The following is a 19,370-nucleotide window of genomic DNA, read 5'->3' as shown; positions in this document are numbered from 1 at the left end:
ACGGGGAGCCGCGAAGATGGTTCGCTGTCCCCCGTCGTTCAATGCGGGTCGTTAATGATTGTCGCGCGGCAGGCCCATGGTCTGGGCAATGCGCTGATATTTCTCCGCCCCTTCCAGGATCGCGCCCGTGTCCATCTGACCCACGACCGAGCGCTGGATTTCCTGCCAGGGGGTCTGCGAGGCGGGATATTGGAACCCGCCCGCCGCCACCAGCGCGGCGCGCCGTGCTTCCAGTTCCTCGTCGGAAATCAGCACATTCACTGTCCCGGTGTTGAGGTCCATCCGCACCCGGTCCCCGGTTTCCAGCAGCGCGAGGCCACCCATCGCCGCCGCTTCGGGCGAGGCGTTCAGGATCGAGGGGCTGCCCGATGTGCCGGACTGGCGACCATCGCCGATGCAGGGCAGGGCGGACACGCCTTCGGTAATCAGATAAGCGGGCGGGCGCATGTTGACGACTTCGGCGGCACCGGGATAGCCGATCGGTCCCGCGCCGCGCATGAACAGCAGGGTCTGGTCGGTGATGCCGACCGATGGATCATCGATGCGGTGGTGATAATCCTCCGGCCCGTCGAACACGACCGCCGGGCCTTCAAAGGCATTGGGATCGTCGGGGTTGGACAGATAACGATCGCGAAATTCGGCGCTGATGACGCTGGTTTTCATGACTGCGGCGTCGAACAGATTGCCCGACAGCACCAGGAAGCCTGCATCCTCGACCAGCGGCTGGTCGAACGGACGGATGACCTTCTCATCCTCAATCTCCACGCCCCGGCAATTGTCGCCCATGGTCCTGCCATTGACGGTCATCGCGGCTTCATGGATCAGCCCCTGCGCGATCAGTTGCGCCACGACGGCGGGGACGCCACCGGCGCGATAATAATCCTCGCCCAGATATTCGCCCGCAGGCTGAAGGTTGACCAGCAGCGGGATCTTGTGACCCACCGTCTCCCAATCCTTGAGCGGCAGGTCGACGCCGATATGGCGGGCGATCGCGGCCAGATGGATCGGCGCATTGGTCGATCCGCCGATGGCGCTGTTGACCATGATGGCGTTGTGGAAAGCATCCTTGGTCAGAATGTCGGAGGGCTTGAGATCCTCATGCACCATCTCGACGATGCGCTTGCCGGTCAGATAGGCGACCTCCTGCCGATCGCGATAAGGGGCAGGGATCGCCGCCGATCCGGGCAGCATCATGCCCAGCGCTTCGGCCAGACTGTTCATGGTCGATGCCGTGCCCATCGTGTTGCAATAGCCGGTCGATGGCGCGGACGACGCCACCAGCTTGATGAAGCCTTCATCGTCAATCTTGCCCGCGGCCAGCAACTGGCGCGCCTTCCACACGATAGTGCCGGACCCGGTGCGCTCACCCTTGTGCCAGCCGTTCAGCATCGGGCCGACCGACAGGGCGATGGCGGGGATGTTGACGGTCGCCGCCGCCATCAGCAGCGCAGGCGTGGTCTTGTCGCAGCCGGTGGTCAGGATCACGCCGTCGAGCGGATAGCCATAGATTGCTTCGACCAGACCCAGATAGGCAAGGTTGCGGTCAAGCCCCGCAGTCGGTCGCTTGCCGGTTTCCTGAATCGGGTGGACCGGAAATTCCAGCGCGATGCCGCCCATTTCGCGGATGCCGTCACGCATCCGCTCGGCCAGCACCATATGATGGCGATTGCAGGGCGAAAGGTCGCTGCCGGTCTGGGCGATGCCGATGATCGGCTTGCCGCTGCGCAGTTCGTCCAGGCTGAGGCCGAAATTCAGATAGCGTTCCAGATAGAGCGCGGTCATATCGATATTGTCTGGGTTGTCGAACCAAGCGCGGCTGCGCAACTTGGGGGCGGGCTTGGACGAATCGCTCATTGGGGCATCCTGACGCTTGAAAATCCGTGGCACGTTGACGCGCTTGGCCTGCTGATATACTCATACAAATAGAAATTCAAGAAGCCGTATCGAGGACTTGTGAAGCGTATCGAGATTTTTGCGAAAGCCGATCGGCGATGAGCGGCTACACGGTCATCGGCGACTGGGGGACCAGCAATTTGCGTCTGTTCCGGGTCAAGGACGGGCGGATCGTCGCACGCCGCGACGGGCCGGGCATCGGCGCTGTCGGACGGGCGGCCGAAGCCGCTTTTGCCGATACGGTAGCGCCCTGGCTGGCCGACGGGACACCGTTGTCCATAACCCTGTGCGGCATGGTCGGCGCGCGCGATGGCTGGGTCGAGGCACCCTATGCCGATTGCCCGGCGGACGCAGCAAGCTGGCGCGGCGCTGCCATAGGCTTTGACTGGCGCGGCGTGCCGATCGCGATCATGGCTGGGCTGGCCTGCACCGGCGCGGACGGCATCCCCGACGTGATGCGCGGCGAGGAAACGCAGATTTTCGGCGCCTGCGCGCGCGACCCGGCGCTGGCGCAGGGCCGCCGCCTGATCGTGCTGCCCGGCACCCACAGCAAATGGGCGCTGGTGCAGGATGGCCGGGTTCTGGCGTTCCGCACCGTGCCGACCGGCGAAATGTTCGCCCTGCTGCGGGATCGATCGACGCTGGGGCCAAAGGATGCGGTGGGCGATGCCGCGCAGGAAGCGGCTGGCTTTGCCGAAGGGCTGGCGCGGGCGGGCGAGGGCGCTGTGCTGACCCGCTTGTTCGCTGCACGCGCGATGCGGCTGCGCGCCGGGCGATCGGCCGACTGGGCGCTGGGCTATCTGTCCGGGCTGTTGATCGGCGGAGAAATTGCCGATGCCCGTGCGCTGTTGCAGGCGGACGATGGCGTGACCCTGATCGGCGACGAACGGCTGGCGGATCGCTATGCCCGCGCGCTGGCGGCACAAGGGCTTGAGTCGCAGCGTCTGGACGGCGACGTCTGCGCGCTGGCCGGGCTGGGCTATGGTGGAGAGATGACACTATGACGATGGACGAACTGCTGGCCGATGGCGCGCCGCCGATCGCTGCCATCCTGCGCGGCATCCGCCCGGAAGAGGCGCTGGACGTCGCCACCGCGCTGGTCGAGGCGGGTATCCGCATCCTCGAAGTCCCGTTCAACTCGCCCGACCCGCTGGCCAGCATCGGCGCGATGCAACAGGCCTTTGGCGACCGCGCGATCATCGGCGGTGGCACGGTGCTGAGCGTCGAGGCGGTCGAGCAACTGCACAGTGTTGGCGGGCGCATCATGGTGACGCCCAACACCAACCCCGCCGTCATCGCGCGCGGCGCGGAACTGGGCCTTGAGTTGCTGCCCGGTTTCATGACCCCCAGCGAAGCCTTTGCCGCCATCGCCGCCGGGGCGCGCCGGATCAAGCTCTTCCCCGCCGCCCGGCTTGGCCCGGCCTATGTGAAGGCGGTCAAGGATGTGCTGCCCAGGCATGTCGGCGTCTGGGCCGTGGGCGGCACCGGCGCGGACACGATCGGTGAATGGCTGGCGGGCGGTTGCGAAGGCATTGGCGTGGGCGGCGCGCTCTACCGTCCCGGTGACGATGCGGCGCTGGTGGGGACACGCGGGCGCGAACTGGTCGCGGCCTGGAAAGCGACGCTTTAAGGGCTTGGACGATTTGTCCCGATTGTCCTGCTTGAAACGATGCGGGCTTGGGGGCATGGACCGGTCATGGCCAATCCCTTTCCCCGCCCGGTGGCGATCGCCCGCTGGTTGCTGTTCGTTGCCGCTTTGGTGTTCGTCATGGTCGTGGTTGGCGGCATCACCCGCCTGACCGAATCTGGCCTGTCGATCACCCAGTGGAAGCCGATCACGGGTGCCATTCCGCCGCTGACCCACGACCAGTGGATGGATGCCTTTCGCCTCTATCAGCAAATCCCCGAATATCAGCAGATCAACCGGGGCATGAGCCTTGCCGATTTCCAGTTCATCTTCTTCTGGGAATGGCTGCACCGGCTATTGGGACGGCTGATCGGTGTCGCCTTCGCGTTACCTTTGCTGTGGTTCGCGTGGAAGCGCGCGATCCCGGCAGGTTACGGCCCCCGGCTGGTCGCGCTGCTGGCGCTGGGCGGGTTGCAGGGCGCGATCGGCTGGTGGATGGTCAAGTCCGGCCTGTCGCTGCGCACCGATGTCAGCCATTACCGGCTGGCGGTGCATCTGCTGACGGCGCTTTTCATCATCGGCGGGCTGGTCTGGACCGCGCTCGATCTGCTGGCGCTGTCCCGCAACAGTCGCGCGCGCCCCGCACGATTGCGGCCGCTGGCGCTGATCGCATTGCTGGCGCTGTTCGTGCAGTTGATGCTGGGAGCCTTCACCGCCGGGCTGGACGCGGGCTATGTGTCCAACACCTGGCCGCTGATGAACGACCATCTGGTGCCTGAAGGGATTAGCTGGCTGGGTTCGCTCTGGGCCACCGTGTCGAGCGACCCTTATCTCGTCCATTTTCTGCATCGCTGGTGGGCCTGGGGCGCTGCGCTGGCGCTGATCCTGCTGGCGCGGCAGGCCAAGCGGGCCGGGCAGCGCGCCCCTTCGATCGCGATCAATGCGACGGTGGGGACGCAGATCGTGCTGGGGATCGCCACCGTCATCAGCGGCATCGCCCTGCCGCTGGCCGTGCTGCATCAGGCGGTCGGTGCGCTGGTGGTGGCGTCGGCGGCCTGGGGCGCCCATGCCATCGGCGTGCGTCGCCTGTGAGGGGGATTCGCGCGGCGGCGCTCTGCCTGGCGATGCTGGTGCCGGGGATCGCCCAGGCCGAAACCATCGCCATCCCCTTCGCACCGCCGGTCGATCAGCGTCTCACCTATCAGATCGAGCAGCACCGCCCCGTCGAAGGCAAGGTCAGCCGGTTCAGCGCAACCCGCGACCTGCGGTTCGAGAAGGCGGGGGACGGCTATATTCTCCACGCGACATTGCGCGCCATCGACAGCGATGCACCTGCATCTGGCGCTGAACCCTATGCCGCCGCGCTGACACCGCTGATCGGGGTGAAGCATCATTTCCATGTCGATGCCGCGGGGCAGATCGTTGCGCTCGACAATATGGATGCGGTCTGGAGCGCAGTGCAGGCTGGCCTCGCCAAGATGCTGGCGGCCTTCGCGCCGGACACGCCGCGCCACCGGTCGCTCCTGTCGGTCCAGGCTTTGCTGTCGGGACTGTCGCCCGACGGTCGGCTGGCGCTGCTGGCCGGGGAATTGCGACCGATCTTTCTGTTTGCAGGCGGCAAGGTGGAGGATGGCGCGGGGCGGGGTGTGCGGACGGTGGCGGGCGCGCCGCTGGGCCGTCCGGTCCCGGTCGAAGGCGTGCTGCGGGTGACGGCGCAGTCGGACAAGGCGCTCGATCTGGACGAGCAACTGGCCGGGCAGGGCATTGCTGTCGGTATCACCTACCGCCTTTCGCGGCGGACCGGCCTGATCGAGAAACAGCAGCGCAATCTCATGCTGGGGACACGCGCGGTGGCGGAAAAGCGCGAGTTGACCCCGGCTCAATAGCGACGGGTATTATTTTACCCGTCAGCAAAGCCGCCGAATCTCTTGACTTGTGACCTGCCACCGGTCATTAGCGCCCCACTTCCGGGCGTCGGCAACGGCGTCCGGTTTCCTTTTTCATTCTGGAGAATTGGCACCATGAAGGCGCTGATGAAGACCACCAAGTCGGCTTCGCCGGCGACGGTCGAAAAAAAGTGGGTCCTGATCGACGCGGAAGGCCTTGTTGTTGGCCGTCTCGCTTCGACCGTGGCGAATATCCTGCGCGGCAAGCACAAGACCAGCTTCACGCCCCATGTCGATTGTGGTGACAATGTCATCATCATCAACGCGGGCAAGGTGAAGTTCACCGGCAAGAAGCTGACCGACAAGGTCTATTACAAGCACACCGGCTATGCCGGCGGCATCAAGGAAACCACGCCTGCCAAGATTTTGGAAGGCCGTTTCCCTGAGCGCGTGCTGGAAAAGGCGATCGAACGCATGATCCCGCGTGGCCCGCTGGGTCGCCAGCAGATGCGCAACCTGCGCGTGTTCGGCGGCGCCGAGCATCCGCATGAAGCCCAGAACCCCGAAGTGCTCGACTTCGCGTCGCGCAACCGCAAGAACAAGGTGGGTGCATAATGTCCGATAACCGCCAGTCCCTGTCCGATCTCGCACAGATCGCTGCCGAAGCCGCTGCGGCTCCGGTTGCCGCGCCTGCCGCTGCGCAAGCGCCTGCTGCTGAAGCCGACATCGTTGCCGATGCGCCGATCGCGCCGCCGGTATCGACCATGCCGCTGCGCCAGCAGGAAATCGACAATCTTGGCCGCGCTTATGCGACCGGCCGCCGCAAGGATGCCGTTGCCCGCGTCTGGGTGAAGCCCGGCACCGGCAAGATCACGGTCAATGGCCGCGACCAGGAAATCTACTTCGCCCGTCCCACCCTGCGCCTGGTGATCAACCAGCCGTTCGGCGTGACCGATCGCAATGGCCAGTATGACGTGATCTGCACCGTCAAGGGCGGCGGTCTGTCGGGTCAGGCCGGTGCGGTCAAGCATGGCATCGCCCAGGCGCTGACCAAGTACGAACCGGCGCTGCGCAGCGCGGTCAAGGCCGAAGGCTTCCTGACCCGCGACAGCCGCGTTGTCGAACGTAAGAAGTACGGCAAGGCAAAGGCCCGCAAGAGCTTCCAGTTCTCGAAGCGCTAAGCGTTTCAGGCACTGCCAGACTATCGAGAAGGGGCCGGTATTCCGGCCCCTTTTTCGTTGGGCGTTGTGAGGGGGGGACGGAACAGGAGCGGGGTGTCATCTTCCCCCCTCCGTTCGTTTCGAGCGCAGTCGAGAAACCGCGCGCAACGTTTCTCGACTGCGCTCGAAACGAACGGCGGAAGGTGAACCTACGCCCACCCTCCCATTCACCCCTGCGCGCGCACCGCGTTGCGGCTGGCCAGGCCCATCATTACGAAGCCGGCGATGGCGGCGATGATGTTGGCGCTGGCAGCACCGATCGTGCCGTAGAGCGGCAGCAGCGCGGCCTGCATCCCCAGCAGCAGGGCGGTCGAGATGAAGGTGATGCGTAGCGACAGGCCCGCGCGGTCGGTCGCCATCAGCAGCGGGCGATAGCTGACCCCGATCAGGTCGATGCAGGCGGCAATGCCCAGTAGCAGCAGCAGCGGATAGGCGGGGAGAAAATCGCGGCCCGCGATCAGTCCCAGCAGCGGGTGGCCGATGACCAGGATCAGCGCGATGATGACCGCGCCTGCCACCAGCGCCAGCCGGTTGGTGCGGCGGAACAGCGCGCCCAGCGCTTCGCCCCCCTGACTGCCGCTGCGCGACAGTTCGACGAAGATGCTGCGCGAGAGCAGCCCCGAAATCTTGGTCAGCGAATTGGCAAGCTGGTTGGCGAGGCGATAAAGGCCCGCGCCGACCGGCCCCACGAACAGGCCCACCACCAGCACCGCGACCTGCTGGCCCATGGACGACAGGCTGGTCTGGAGGTTGGTGGCGGTCAGGAAGCCGATGATGCCGGGATTCTCGGTTCGTGCGTCCATCGCCCGGCCCGCACGCCACTGGCCGATACGCCCGCGCCCTTCGCGCAGCGCCAGTCCCCAATAAGCGATGGCGCAGAGCAGTTCCGCCGCACCCCAGGCGATCAGGAAGCCGGTGATCGTCGGCATCAGCCACAGCGCCGCGACCGCGCCGATCATCCGGCCCACGGGGATCATGGTTTCGGCGAGTGCCGCGGAATCGAACCGGTCGAACAGCCGCAATATGCCGGTGGGGCTGGATCGGATGGTGATCATCATCACCATGCAGAAGATCCAGGCCTGCCACCCCATGCCCGGCGGCAGCTCCAGCAGCCCGCCAAAGGCCAGGATAATGAAAGCGGCAATCGCCCCGCCCACCACGGCGGAGGCAAGATCAATGAGGATACAGAAACGCAAAACGCGGTTCAGCGCGTCGGCGTTGCCGGTGGCCAGATGGGTCTGGCCATAGCGCACGACGATCTGCCAGCTGTCGAAACTGGTGATCGTCTTGATGACCGTCGCGGCGCTCAGCACCAGCGCGAACCGCCCGAAATCGGCAACGCCCAACGTCCGGGTAACGATGGCGAGATAGGCCAGGCTGAGCACCGCGCCGACGCCCTTGCCCCCCAGCAGCCAGCCGGTATTGGCCAATATACGGGAAAATCCGTCCTGCCTATCTCCCAATCGACGTTTGTATTTCACCGGGTCACGGCCTTTCCATCGACGCATCGCATATCCAACCTCCGTTCGCCCTGAGCCTGTCGAAGGGCCGTACTTTCTCCGGGGGGCCTGAAAAGAAAGAGCAGGGCTTCGACAAGCTCAGCCCGAACGGATGTTGGTCTATCACGCTGCGCTTTAAGCGCGGGCCGGATCGAGTGCAAACGCCGCCTTTTTTTCGGCCAATTTCCCCTCTAAAGACCCGCGCCATGACCATCACCAAAGCCATCATCCTGTCCGCCGGGCAAGGATCGCGCCTGTTGCCGCTGACCCGCGACGTGCCCAAATGCATGATCGACTTTAACGGTCGCACCCTGATCAGCTGGCAGATCGCCGCGCTGGTCGCCAATGGCGTGACCGATATCGTGGTGGTGACGGGGTTCCGCACCGAACGGGTCGAGGATCATGCGCTGCAATTGTATCGCGAGACCGGCGCGCGCATCCGCTGCGTGTTCAATCCCTTCTTTCAGGTGGCCGATAATCTTGGCACCTGCTGGATCGTGCGGGAGGAGATGGACCGGGATTTCATCATCCTGAATGGCGATACCATCGTGTCGGACGAAATCGTCGCGAAACTCATTGCGGGAACGCAGGACGCCATCACCGTGACCGTCGATGTGAAATCCGACTATGACGATGACGATATGAAGGTGAACCGCGACGACAGCGGCCGCCTGCACCATATCGGCAAGCGACTGCTGCCGCCCGACACCAATGCCGAATCGATCGGGATGCTGGCCTTTACCGGCGAAGGCCCGGCGATCTTCCGCAACCAGATCGACCAGATGATGCGCACGCCCGAAGGCGTCGAACGCTGGTATCTGCGCGCCATCGACATCATCGCCAAGGGTAACCGCGTCGGCACCGTGTCGATCGAGGGGCTGGAATGGCAGGAGGTCGACTTCCATCAGGATGTCGAGGCGGCGAAGGCGCTGACGGCCAAGTGGGTCGCTGAGGGGCGTTACGGGCAGTAAGCGAAACAAGGGTTGAACAAGCGACCGGCTATATCATTTCGGTATCGAAATGATTTTTCAGCCACGCTTTTACATTGTCCAGCTCACTGTCCAGCTTGACCGCGGCACTAAGGTCCGGCTGCCCCGGCCAGCCCGCATCCGCCACGGTCACACCCGCCGCGCTGCGTGTCCCCTCATAGCGGGGGATGACGTGGAAATGGACGTGGGGATCGACCATCATCAGCATCAAATAGTTGATCTTCGTATAGCCCACCGCCTTGGTCAGCGCCGTCTCGATCGCTGCGGTGACGGTCTTGAGTTCGGCATGTGCGTCGCCAGGCAGGTCACCGAACGCCGTCGCGTCGCTTTTCGCCGCCAGGATCAGCGACCCCAGCGTCGGCTGGGCCGGGCGTAGCAGCACGACCCAGTGGGTGAACTCCGCGATCAGCGTGGCGGGCCAGCCGAATTTCTCGATCGTAGGGTTCATGGCCGGGCTTGCTCCATCCAGCTAACGATCGGCTGGCCGGACCGCTTGACGCTATAGGCCTGCGCGAGCCGCACGGCGTGGACGACCAGCGAGATCATCGTCCACCAGGCGAGCGCGATCAGGCCAATGTCGGGGCGTCCGAACAGCAGCGACACGAACAGGATGACCATATTGGGGTTACGCCGCGCGGTGATCAGGCGGAACTGGCTGTCGAAGCGCTGCCAGACATGGATGTCCATGCCGAAATCCTTGAGGAACATCCCCTCGATCAGCCGTTGCAGCACATAGCCTGCAATCACCGCCGCCATGACCAGCGCGAAGGTCTGGGTCGAAAGCGCCAGCCCCCAATAGACCAGCCCGGTGCCCCAGAAATACCACCAGAAGGGCGGGTGGACCAGATCGACGCCATGGTCGATCACATTGCCCCATTTGGACGAGGTGATGGTGCAGCGGGCGAGTTTGCCGTCCACCGTATCCAGCACCATGAAGATGAAGCCGGAGAGGAAGCCGGTCCAATACATGCCCTGCGCGAACAGATAAGTCGCGAACAGGCAAAGGGTGACGCCGATCACCGAGACCATGTTCGGGGTCATGCGCAATTGTGCGGCGATGCGGGTCAGCACCAGCGCCAGTTCGGGCCAGAGATATTTGGTGAGCAGGTCGGTCACGCCCTTATAGGCACCGAAATAGCTTTGCCGCTCGATCGCCCGCCGGGTCGTGGGGGTCAATTCGCGCACCATCGGCTGTTCCAGCTTGCGCAGTTGGCGGTTGTAGAGGGTGCGGCCGTCCGACAGGTCGATGATATGGGGTGCGGTCAGCGGATCGCTGCCCTGGGGCACCTGGCCGACGATCGGCGCGTCGCCCCAGACGAACAGGGTGCCGGGCGTTTCGAGCGCGAGGCGCAGCAGCAGCGGATCGAAGGCGTAGGTCAGGTTGAACAGCAGTTCGTGGCCGGCCGCCAGCGCGCTGCCATTCTTCGCGGCGCTTTCTGCCATGCGGCGGCTGCGCTCGGCATTGGTCATGCCCCAGATCGGCGTTACATTCTCACCGATCAGGCGGACGGGACCAAGGGTGGTGGTGAGGATCTGGCTCATAGATGCGCCTTCGCGAAGTTCAGGATGAGGTCGGCCTGCCGCTGGGACGCGGGGATAGGGGAAAGGTCGATGGAATCGCGCATGGCCGCTTCCTGAGCAGCAACGAAGCCCGGTTGCAAGTCTGCGGCGCGGGTGAGCGCTGCGGGCAGGGCGTCGGCGCTCTCGATCAGCTGTCCCAGCTTCCAGTGCGCAAAGGCCTCGCTGCTGGCATCGCGCCGGTCGAGATTGAGGAAGATGCAGGGGCGCGGCTGGATCAGGAACTCATAGACCTGGCTGGACACGTCGCCCAGATAGACGTCGGCGCTCATCGTATAGCTCATGTCGATCGAGTGGCGGCTGCCCATGTCGACGCGGATGTGCGGCGCGGCGCTGACGATGGGCGGGATCGCGCGCGCCAGCTTGGTGTGGGGGGCGATGATGACGTTCCAGCCAGTCAGCGCCTCCAGCGCGACCAGCACCGCCGGGCCATGGGTGACCCATGAGGAAAGCTTTGGGTCGAAATGCGGATTATAGAGCAGCACCGGCCAGTCATTATCGAAGAATCGCTGGCGGGGCGCCTTCAGCTCGAACTTGGGATAGCCGCCGACGGCGACGCTATCGGGGGTGCAAAGGCCGCGCTCGATCAGGCGGCGGCGGTCCTTTTCGCCTGCGACAAGCGTCAGGTCGAAATCGGCATGGCGTTTCTTGTAGCCGCCTTCGCGATCCCCCGCGCCATGTTTGATGAGGATGAGGCGGGTGGCAAAACCGGGGATGCGGCGCGCCCAGGCGGTCGAAATCTCGGTCGTCACCAGCACGGGGAAACGGGCGATGCTGGGGTAGTTGAGCAGCAGGGTGGCGAGCCGCGAGGGCTGGCGGAACAGCGAGTCGGTGCGGCCGGGCGGACGGCGCAAACGCACCGGGATCAGCCGTTTTTCCGGGTCATAGCGGGCGACCAGCGCCAATATCTGGTCCGATGGTGACAGGATGCTGACCCGCACGCCGGGGCGGTGCGCCAGCGCCAGCGCAGCGGGCAGCCAGTGGTAGAGCTGTTGCGCTTCGGCAATGGCGAGAAAGGCTATATCCATCAGGTCACAAACGCTCCCACAGGACCAGTCGCCTAGCGGCGATGCTGGGGCAGATGCAAGGGCGGTGGCGTCTTTCCCTTTTGTAGGTGCTGGACCTTTGCTTATTTTTTGTTATGCGGGCCGCGACCGAACGACACTCTGAAAGAGGCTCGACGAGCGATGGCCGAATTTGCGTTGCCCAAGAACAGCAAGATCAGCGGCAAGGGTGTGACCCACCCCGCGCCCGCAGGTGCGACGAAGGTGCGCAGCTTCAAGGTCTATCGCTATGATCCCGACTCCGGGCAGAACCCGCGTTACGACACCTATGAGATCGACCTCGACAATTGCGGGCCGATGGTTCTGGACGCGCTGATCAAGATCAAGAATGAGTATGATCCGACGCTGACCTTCCGCCGCTCGTGCCGCGAAGGCATTTGCGGTAGCTGTTCGATGAACATGAACGGCAAGAACGGCCTGGCCTGCACCACCGCGATCGAGGAATGTTCGGGCAAGGATGTACGGATCACCCCGCTGCCGCATATGGACGTGATCAAGGATCTGGTCCCAGACTTCACCCATTTCTACGCGCAGTACAATTCGATCCAGCCGTGGCTCAAGACCGTGTCGCCGCCGCCGTCGGGCAAGGAGCGGCTCCAGTCGCCCGCCGACCGTGAGAAGCTGGACGGCCTCTACGAGTGCATCCTGTGCGCCTGCTGCTCGACCAGCTGCCCGTCCTACTGGTGGAACTCGGACAAGTTCCTGGGTCCGGCGATCCTGTTGCAGGCCTATCGCTGGCTGGCGGACAGCCGCGACGAATATACCGGTGATCGGCTCGACGAGCTGGAAGATCCCTTCCGCCTCTATCGCTGCCACACCATCATGAACTGCGCCAATGTCTGCCCCAAGGGTCTGTCACCGGCCAAGGCGATTGCCGAAACCAAGAAGATGATGGTCGAGCGGCAGCTCTGATTGTCGTGAGCGGAACAGGGACGATCGCCTCCGCCACACCGGCGGAGGACTGGAGCGGCTGGCGGCGTTGGGGCGAGCCTGACGTGGACAATTTCCTGTCGGTCATCGGCAGCGGCTATGCGCGCAGCGATGCGCCGGGCCGGGCGCAAGTCGCGCTGGACGTGCAGCCGCTGCACATGAACCGCTATGGCCATTTGCACGGTGGCTTTGCGGCAGGCTTTGCCGACCACGCCTATTTCATCGCGCTGTGGGCGATGGGGCGCAAGGATCAGGTGGGCGCGCTGACGATCGACCTGTCGATGCAATATCTGGGTTTAGGCAAGGTTGGCGTGGCGATGATCGCCAATGTCGAACTGCTCAAGGAAACCGGGAAGATGATGTTCCTGCGGATGACCATCGCGCAGGGGGATGGCCTGATCGCGGCTTCGACCGTGACGCTGCGCAAGGTGCCCGCGCCCAAGTGACAGGGGTTATTGCCCGATATGAGGCGCTGATCGCAGCGGGCGAATTGCGCGCCGATCCCGATCAGCGTTCCGCGGCGCTGCGGCTCGATGCCTTGCAGCACGAGCTGGAAGCCGTGCCTGCGCGGGGTTCGACGCTGTGGAAATTGCTGCGCAAGGCGCCTGAGCCGCCGCGCGGCCTCTATATGTGGGGCGGGGTCGGGCGCGGCAAGTCGATGCTGATGGACCTGTTCTTTGACACGGTGAAGATCCAGCGCAAGAAGCGCGCGCATTTCCATGAATTCATGCTGGACGTCCATGCCCGGCTCGCCGAAGCGCGCAAGTCGGAGAAGGGCGATCCGATCCCGCCGGTGGTGGAGTCGCTGGCCGACGAAGCGCGGTTGCTCTGCTTTGACGAGATGGTCGTCAATAATATGGCGGACGCGGCGATCATGTCGCGGCTGTTCACCGGGCTGCTCGAAAAGCGGGTGACGATCGTCACCACGTCCAATCGCGAACCTGACGAACTCTACAAGAACGGCCTCAACCGCCAGCTTTTCCTGCCCTTTATCGACCTGATCAAGGAACGGCTGGACGTGCTGACGTTGAACGGCCCGACCGACTATCGCCGCGATCGGCTGGGCGACGCGACGCTGTGGCATTGCCCCAATGGCGAGGCGGCGACGCAAGCGCTCAGCACTGCTTTCTTCCGCCTGACCGATTATCCCCCATCCGACCGCGCTCATGTGCCGTCGGAGGATATCAAGGTGCAGGGTGGGCGGACGCTCCATGTCCCCAAGAGCCTGAAGGGGGTGGCGGTCTTTTCGTTCAAGCGCCTCTGTGCGGAGGCGCGGGGCGCGCCCGACTATCTGGCGATCGCGCGCAAATATCATACGATCATCATTGTCGGCATCCCGGTGCTGGGACCGGAAAACCGCAATGAGGCGGCGCGCTTCGTGACGCTGATCGACTCGCTCTACGAATATAAGGTCAAATTGCTGGCGTCGGCGGACGCGGAGCCGGCCCGGCTTTACCCGGAGGGCGATGGCGCGTTTGAATTTGAGCGGACCGTGTCGCGGCTGATGGAAATGCAGTCCGACGATTATCTGGCGCTGGGCCACGGCCCTAAATAAGCGGCGCTCCAAGGCACATCCTGCCGTGCGGCGCCGTCATCATGGCGCAATCTTCTTGCTGAAAACCGGGAAAAACAGGCCGGATGCTTTCCATGGGGAAAGCATCCGGCAGGATACCGCTGCAGGGACAGCTCGGCGGCCAGGGTAGGAGCCCGGGAGCGACAGGGTGTTGCAGTCGCTTAACGCAATTGCGAATGAATTGCAAAGATAATTTGATTCTGCGGTCTTTGTTAGTTGAAACCCCTGCCTTATCGGCTTAAGCGGGCCATCAATTCCAGAATTTACGTCTTGGAGGATGACAGACATATGGCCCGTAACAAGATCGCGCTCATTGGCGCTGGTAACATCGGCGGCACGCTCGCGCATCTCGCGGCTCTGAAGGGTCTGGGCGACATCGTCCTGTTCGACGTCGTGGAAGGCGTACCCCAAGGCAAGGCGCTCGACCTGTCGCAGTGCGCGTCGGTCGAAGGCTTCGATGCCAAGATCACCGGTTCCAATGACTATGCCGATATTGCGGGCGCGGACGTCATCATCGTCACCGCCGGTGTCGCGCGCAAGCCGGGTATGAGCCGCGACGACCTGCTGGGCATCAACCTGAAGGTCATGAAGGCTGTGGGTGAGGGCATCGCTGCCAATGCGCCCGAGGCTTTCGTCATCTGCATCACCAACCCGCTCGACGCGATGGTGTGGGCGCTGCGCGAATTTTCGGGCCTGCCCCACAACAAGGTCGTCGGCATGGCTGGCGTGCTGGACAGCTCGCGCTTCAACCATTTCCTGGCCGAAGAATTCAATGTGTCGGCCAAGGACGTCACCAGCTTCGTGTTGGGCGGCCATGGCGACACGATGGTGCCGGTCATCGAATATTCGACCGTCGCGGGCATCCCTGTCCCAGACCTCATCAAGCAGGGCCGTTCGACCCAGGAGCGCATCGACGCGATCGTGCAGCGCACCCGGTCTGGCGGCGGCGAGATTGTTGCGCTGCTCAAGACCGGTTCGGCCTTCTACGCGCCCGCCACCAGCGCTATCGCGATGGCCGAATCCTATCTGGGCGACAAGAAGCGCCTGCTGCCCTGCGCCGCCAACCTGACCGGTCAATATGGCGTCGACAATCTCTATGTCGGCGTGCCCGTGATCATCGGCAAGGATGGCGTCGAGCAGGTCATCGAGATCGAGCTGAACGACGAAGCCAAGGCGAATCTCACCGTGTCGGTCGATGCGGTCAAGGAATTGCTTGATGCTTGCAAGGCGATCGATCCTTCGCTCGCCTGACTTTAGAGCTGCACCGTTCCGTTCCAGGTAAGTGCGCAGCCTGGAACGGAACGATTTCGACCAAGTGCCACGTCCACGGAATATAAAGGGACACGCATGTCCATTCTGGTGAACAAGAACACCAAGGTCATCACCCAGGGTATGACCGGTGCCACCGGCACCTTCCACACCGAGCAGGCGCTCGCCTATGGCACCCAGATGGTTGCGGGCGTTACGCCGGGCAAGGGTGGTTCCACCCATATTGGCCTGCCCATGTTCGACACGGTGCTGGAAGCCAAGACCAAGACTGGCGCGGATGCGTCGGTCGTCTATGTGCCGCCACCATTTGCGGCCGATTCGATCCTGGAAGCGATCGACGCGGAAATCCCGCTGATCATCTGCATCACCGAAGGCATCCCGGTGCTCGACATGGTCCGCGTGAAGCGCGCGCTGTCGGGCAGCAAGTCGCGCCTGATCGGCCCGAACTGCCCCGGCGTGCTGACCCCCAATGAATGCAAGATCGGCATCATGCCCGGTTCCATCTTCAAGGCGGGCAGCGTCGGCGTCGTCTCGCGTTCGGGCACTTTGACCTATGAAGCGGTGTTCCAGACCTCGAACGCTGGCCTTGGCCAGACCACGGCGGTCGGCATCGGCGGCGATCCGGTCAACGGCACCAACTTCATCGACGTGCTGGAGCTGTTCCTGGCCGATGACGCCACCGAATCGATCATCATGATCGGTGAAATCGGCGGCGACGCGGAAGAGCAGGCGGCGCAGTTCCTGATCGACGAGGCCAAGCGTGGCCGCAAAAAGCCGATGGCTGGCTTCATCGCTGGTCGCACGGCGCCTCCGGGCCGTCGCATGGGCCATGCCGGTGCGATCGTGTCGGGCGGCAAGGGCGACGCGGAAAGCAAGATCGCAGCGATGGAAGCCGCGGGCATCAAGGTCGCTGCCAGCCCGTCCGAGCTGGGTACGACCCTGCTAGAAGTGCTGAAGGGCTAACCAAGCCTGTAAGGCGGCCGGGCTGCACCCCGGCCGTCCTTTGCCCGACCGCGACTGCACGCGGCACGGATGGGATATGATGATGGGTTACGAGAACCAGGATTTTGAAGTCGAGCAAGGCCCAAGCTGGGCCCGCCCGAACTGGCCGCTGTCCGATACGGACGAACTGACCGGCGCGCTGGACCCGACGCAGATGCAGGTGGCCGTAAAGGCCGCCGCCAAGTCCGCGGGCAAGCCAGTGCCGGACGCCGACATAGCCCAGGCGGCCGAGGACGCCATCCGCGCGCAGATGCTGATCCGCACCTATCGCGTGCGCGGTCATCTGGCCGCCAATCTCGATCCGCTCGGCCTGACCCAGCGCGACCTGCCGGCCGATCTGACACCCGAATATCATGGTCTGACCGACCTCAATAAAAAGATTTTCCTGGGCGGGACGCTGGGCCTTCAGTTCGCGACCGTCAGTGAGATCGTGGCTATTTTGCGCGCCAATTATTGCGGCAATGTTGGCCTGGAATATATGCACATCGCCGACGTGGAGGAGCGCAAGTTCCTGCAGGACCGGCTGGAGGGCAAGGACAAGGAAATCATCTTCACGCCGGAAGGCAAGAAGGCGATCCTGGCCAAGGTCATCCAGGGCGAGCAATATGAGAAATTCCTGGGCCGCAAATATGTCGGCACCAAGCGTTTTGGTCTGGATGGTGGCGAGTCCATGATCCCGGCGCTCGAAGCGGTCATCAAATATGGCGGTCAGTCGGGCATCCGCGAAATCGTCTATGGCATGGCCCATCGCGGCCGCCTGAACGTGCTGGCCAATGTGATGGCCAAGGGCTTTCGCGTCATTTTCCACGAATTTTCCGGCGGCACCGCAAACCCCGAAGATGTCGGCGGTTCGGGCGACGTCAAATATCACCTCGGTACATCGACCGACCGTGAATTTGACGGGATCAAGGTCCATATGTCGCTGGTCCCCAACCCCTCGCACCTTGAAACGGTCGATCCGGTGGTGCTGGGCAAGGTGCGCGCGCAGCAGACGTTCCGCGACGATCTGGGCAAGCATGAGCAGGTCCTGCCGGTGCTGATCCATGGCGACGCGGCCTTTGCGGGTCAGGGGATCGTCTGGGAATGCCTCGGCTTTTCCGGCGTCGCGGGTTACAATACCGGCGGCTGCATCCACTTCATCGTCAACAATCAGGTCGGCTTCACCACCAGCCCGCAATTTTCGCGCGGCTCGCCCTATCCGTCCGACGTGGCGAAGGGCGTTCAGGCGCCGATCCTGCATGTGAATGGCGACGATCCTGAAGCGGTGACCTTTGCGTGCAAGCTGGCGGTCGAATATCGCCAGACCTTCCATCGCGACATCGTGATCGACATGTGGTGCTATCGCCGCTTCGGTCACAATGAGGGCGATGAGCCTTCGTTCACCCAGCCGCTGATGTACGCGAAGATCCGCCAGCATCCCCCGGTCAGCGAAGTCTATGCTACGCGCCTGAAGGCGCAGGGCGTGGTCGATGACGATTATGTGACCAAGGCCACGGGCGACTTCGTCAATCATCTGGAAGAAGAGTTTGAGGCGTCCAAAAGCTACAAGGCCAACAAGGCCGATTGGTTTGCCGGGCGCTGGTCCGGGCTGCACAAGCCTGCTGACGCCGAAACCAGCCGCCAGAGTGTGGAGTCGGCTATCGCGCCCAAGCTGTTCGACAGCCTGGGCAAGACGCTGACCACCGTGCCGGAGGGGCATGTCGTCCACAAGACGCTCCAGCGCGTGCTGGATGCCAAGGCCGAGATGTTCAAGTCGGGCGCGAATTTCGACTGGGCGACCGGTGAAGCCTTGGCCTTCGGATCGCTCCTGTCGGAAGGCTATGGCGTGCGACTGTCGGGGCAGGATTCGGGCCGTGGCACGTTCAGCCAGCGGCATTCGGTCTGGGTCGACCAGAATACGGAGAAGAAATATATCCCGCTGTCGACCGTGCCGCATGGCCGGTTCGAGGTGCTGGATAGCCCCTTGTCCGAATATGGCGTGCTAGGTTTCGAATATGGCTATGCGCTGGCCGACCCCAAGAGCCTGGTGTTGTGGGAGGCGCAATTTGGCGATTTTGCCAACGGCGCGCAGATCATTTTCGACCAGTATATCGCCTCGTCGGAAACCAAGTGGCTGCGCTCCAACGGCCTCGTCTGCCTGTTGCCGCATGGCTATGAAGGGCAGGGGCCGGAACATAGTTCGGCGCGTCTGGAACGCTTCCTGCAACTCTGCGCCGAAGGCAATATCCAGGTCGCCAACATCACGACGCCGGCCAATTATTTCCACGTCCTGCGCCGCCAGATGCTGCGTCCCTTCCGCAAGCCATTGATCATCATGACGCCCAAGTCGCTGCTGCGGCACAAGCTGGCGGTGAGCAGTGCCAAGGATTTCCAGGGCGATACGCATTTCATGCGCATCCTGTCGGACAGTAATCCGGCGCCGGACGCGGAAACCAAGCGGCTGGTCCTGTGTTCGGGGAAGGTCGCCTATGACCTGATTGAGGCGCGCGATGCGGCGGGGGACAAGAATACCCAGATCGTCCGTATCGAGCAGCTCTATCCCTTCCCGACCGACGCATTGGCCGTCCGTCTGAAGCGGATGACCAACCTGACCGAAGTGATCTGGTGCCAGGAGGAGCCACGCAACAATGGCGCGTGGTTCCATGTCGAACCCTATATCGAGGAAGCGCTGGCGAGTGCCGGCAAGGCGCCGATGCGCGCCCGCTATGCCGGTCGCAAGGCGTCGGCGTCGCCCGCTACGGGCCTCGCCAAACGCCATGTCGCCGAACAGGGCGCCCTCGTCGCCGATGCGCTGGGTCACAGCGTTCGTGAAGAAATCCGTCGCCAGAAGAAAGGCTGAA

Annotated in this window: 18 protein-coding genes; 13 read left to right on the top strand and 5 right to left on the bottom strand. The window is 63.6% G+C overall.

Annotation, left to right across the window (positions count from 1 at the left end; all coding sequences use genetic code 11):
- Positions 1-51 precede the first annotated feature (51 nt).
- Positions 52-1,854 carry an IlvD/Edd family dehydratase gene (locus tag Q0D44_RS03830; RefSeq protein WP_294132623.1) on the bottom strand — a complete coding sequence of 601 codons (1,803 nt, stop codon included), beginning with the start codon at positions 1,852-1,854 and terminating at the stop codon, positions 52-54.
- A 137-nt stretch (positions 1,855-1,991) separates the two neighbouring features.
- Here Q0D44_RS03830 and Q0D44_RS03825 point away from each other — a divergent pair, with 137 nt between their 5' ends.
- The 6 genes from Q0D44_RS03825 to rpsI all read left to right on the top strand — a co-directional run bounded on the left by Q0D44_RS03825 (position 1,992) and on the right by rpsI (position 6,587).
- Positions 1,992-2,897, top strand: coding sequence for a 2-dehydro-3-deoxygalactonokinase (locus tag Q0D44_RS03825; RefSeq protein WP_294132620.1), 906 nt, complete (start codon positions 1,992-1,994; stop codon positions 2,895-2,897).
- The gene (locus tag Q0D44_RS03820; protein ID WP_294132617.1) at positions 2,894-3,523 is read left to right on the top strand and encodes a 2-dehydro-3-deoxy-6-phosphogalactonate aldolase; all 630 of its coding nucleotides are present in this window, start codon (positions 2,894-2,896) and stop codon (positions 3,521-3,523) included. Before Q0D44_RS03825 ends, Q0D44_RS03820 begins: the two co-directional genes overlap by 4 nt.
- 66 nt (positions 3,524-3,589) lie before the next feature.
- Positions 3,590-4,612 carry a COX15/CtaA family protein gene (locus Q0D44_RS03815; protein ID WP_294132614.1) on the top strand — a complete coding sequence of 341 codons (1,023 nt, stop codon included), beginning with the start codon at positions 3,590-3,592 and terminating at the stop codon, positions 4,610-4,612.
- A gap of 32 nt (positions 4,613-4,644) precedes the next feature.
- On the top strand, positions 4,645-5,406 hold the full coding sequence (locus Q0D44_RS03810; protein ID WP_294133204.1) for a hypothetical protein: 762 nt from the start codon (positions 4,645-4,647) through the stop codon (positions 5,404-5,406).
- Between the two features lie 135 nt (positions 5,407-5,541).
- Positions 5,542-6,021, top strand: coding sequence for a 50S ribosomal protein L13 (rplM, locus tag Q0D44_RS03805; RefSeq protein WP_217671740.1), 480 nt, complete (start codon positions 5,542-5,544; stop codon positions 6,019-6,021).
- Positions 6,021-6,587 carry a 30S ribosomal protein S9 gene (gene rpsI, locus Q0D44_RS03800; protein ID WP_294132608.1) on the top strand — a complete coding sequence of 189 codons (567 nt, stop codon included), beginning with the start codon at positions 6,021-6,023 and terminating at the stop codon, positions 6,585-6,587. The genes rplM and rpsI overlap by 1 nt, the downstream gene beginning before the upstream one ends.
- Before the next feature lie 206 nt (positions 6,588-6,793).
- Here rpsI and Q0D44_RS03795 read toward each other — a convergent pair whose 3' ends face one another.
- The gene (locus Q0D44_RS03795; protein ID WP_294132605.1) at positions 6,794-8,134 is read right to left on the bottom strand and encodes a lipopolysaccharide biosynthesis protein; all 1,341 of its coding nucleotides are present in this window, start codon (positions 8,132-8,134) and stop codon (positions 6,794-6,796) included.
- 197 nt (positions 8,135-8,331) lie between these two features.
- Here Q0D44_RS03795 and Q0D44_RS03790 point away from each other — a divergent pair, with 197 nt between their 5' ends.
- Positions 8,332-9,096, top strand: coding sequence for a phosphocholine cytidylyltransferase family protein (locus Q0D44_RS03790; protein ID WP_294132602.1), 765 nt, complete (start codon positions 8,332-8,334; stop codon positions 9,094-9,096).
- A gap of 28 nt (positions 9,097-9,124) precedes the next feature.
- Here Q0D44_RS03790 and Q0D44_RS03785 read toward each other — a convergent pair whose 3' ends face one another.
- From Q0D44_RS03785 to Q0D44_RS03775, 3 genes are read right to left on the bottom strand one after another with little or no spacing between them, the layout of a single operon-like run.
- Positions 9,125-9,562, bottom strand: coding sequence for an HIT family protein (locus Q0D44_RS03785; protein ID WP_294132600.1), 438 nt, complete (start codon positions 9,560-9,562; stop codon positions 9,125-9,127).
- Positions 9,559-10,656, bottom strand: coding sequence for a CDP-alcohol phosphatidyltransferase family protein (locus Q0D44_RS03780; protein WP_294132597.1), 1,098 nt, complete (start codon positions 10,654-10,656; stop codon positions 9,559-9,561). Before Q0D44_RS03780 ends, Q0D44_RS03785 begins: the two co-directional genes overlap by 4 nt.
- Positions 10,653-11,720 (bottom strand): glycosyl transferase, encoded by a 1,068-nt coding sequence (locus tag Q0D44_RS03775; RefSeq protein ID WP_294132594.1) that lies wholly within the window; start codon positions 11,718-11,720, stop codon positions 10,653-10,655. The genes Q0D44_RS03780 and Q0D44_RS03775 overlap by 4 nt, the downstream gene beginning before the upstream one ends.
- Before the next feature lie 159 nt (positions 11,721-11,879).
- Here Q0D44_RS03775 and Q0D44_RS03770 point away from each other — a divergent pair, with 159 nt between their 5' ends.
- The 6 genes from Q0D44_RS03770 to Q0D44_RS03745 all read left to right on the top strand — a co-directional run bounded on the left by Q0D44_RS03770 (position 11,880) and on the right by Q0D44_RS03745 (position 19,369).
- On the top strand, positions 11,880-12,668 hold the full coding sequence (locus Q0D44_RS03770) for a succinate dehydrogenase iron-sulfur subunit (protein ID WP_017182650.1): 789 nt from the start codon (positions 11,880-11,882) through the stop codon (positions 12,666-12,668).
- 5 nt (positions 12,669-12,673) lie between these two features.
- On the top strand, positions 12,674-13,132 hold the full coding sequence (locus tag Q0D44_RS03765) for a PaaI family thioesterase (RefSeq protein WP_294132590.1): 459 nt from the start codon (positions 12,674-12,676) through the stop codon (positions 13,130-13,132).
- Positions 13,129-14,241, top strand: a complete 1,113-nt coding sequence (zapE, locus tag Q0D44_RS03760; protein ID WP_294132588.1) for a cell division protein ZapE — start codon at positions 13,129-13,131, stop codon at positions 14,239-14,241. The genes Q0D44_RS03765 and zapE overlap by 4 nt, the downstream gene beginning before the upstream one ends.
- Before the next feature lie 306 nt (positions 14,242-14,547).
- Positions 14,548-15,510: a malate dehydrogenase gene (mdh, locus tag Q0D44_RS03755; RefSeq protein WP_294132586.1), complete on the top strand. Its 963-nt coding sequence runs from the start codon at positions 14,548-14,550 to the stop codon at positions 15,508-15,510.
- A gap of 96 nt (positions 15,511-15,606) precedes the next feature.
- Positions 15,607-16,491: a succinate--CoA ligase subunit alpha gene (gene sucD / locus Q0D44_RS03750; protein WP_119745596.1), complete on the top strand. Its 885-nt coding sequence runs from the start codon at positions 15,607-15,609 to the stop codon at positions 16,489-16,491.
- Positions 16,492-16,573: 82 nt separating this feature from the next.
- Positions 16,574-19,369: a 2-oxoglutarate dehydrogenase E1 component gene (locus Q0D44_RS03745; protein ID WP_294133201.1), complete on the top strand. Its 2,796-nt coding sequence runs from the start codon at positions 16,574-16,576 to the stop codon at positions 19,367-19,369.
- Position 19,370 lies beyond the last annotated feature (1 nt).

The sequence above is a fragment of the Sphingobium sp. genome (assembly GCA_023266575.1).
GTDB lineage: Bacteria > Pseudomonadota > Alphaproteobacteria > Sphingomonadales > Sphingomonadaceae > Sphingobium.
This window is presented reverse-complemented; position numbering and strand designations above follow the sequence as displayed.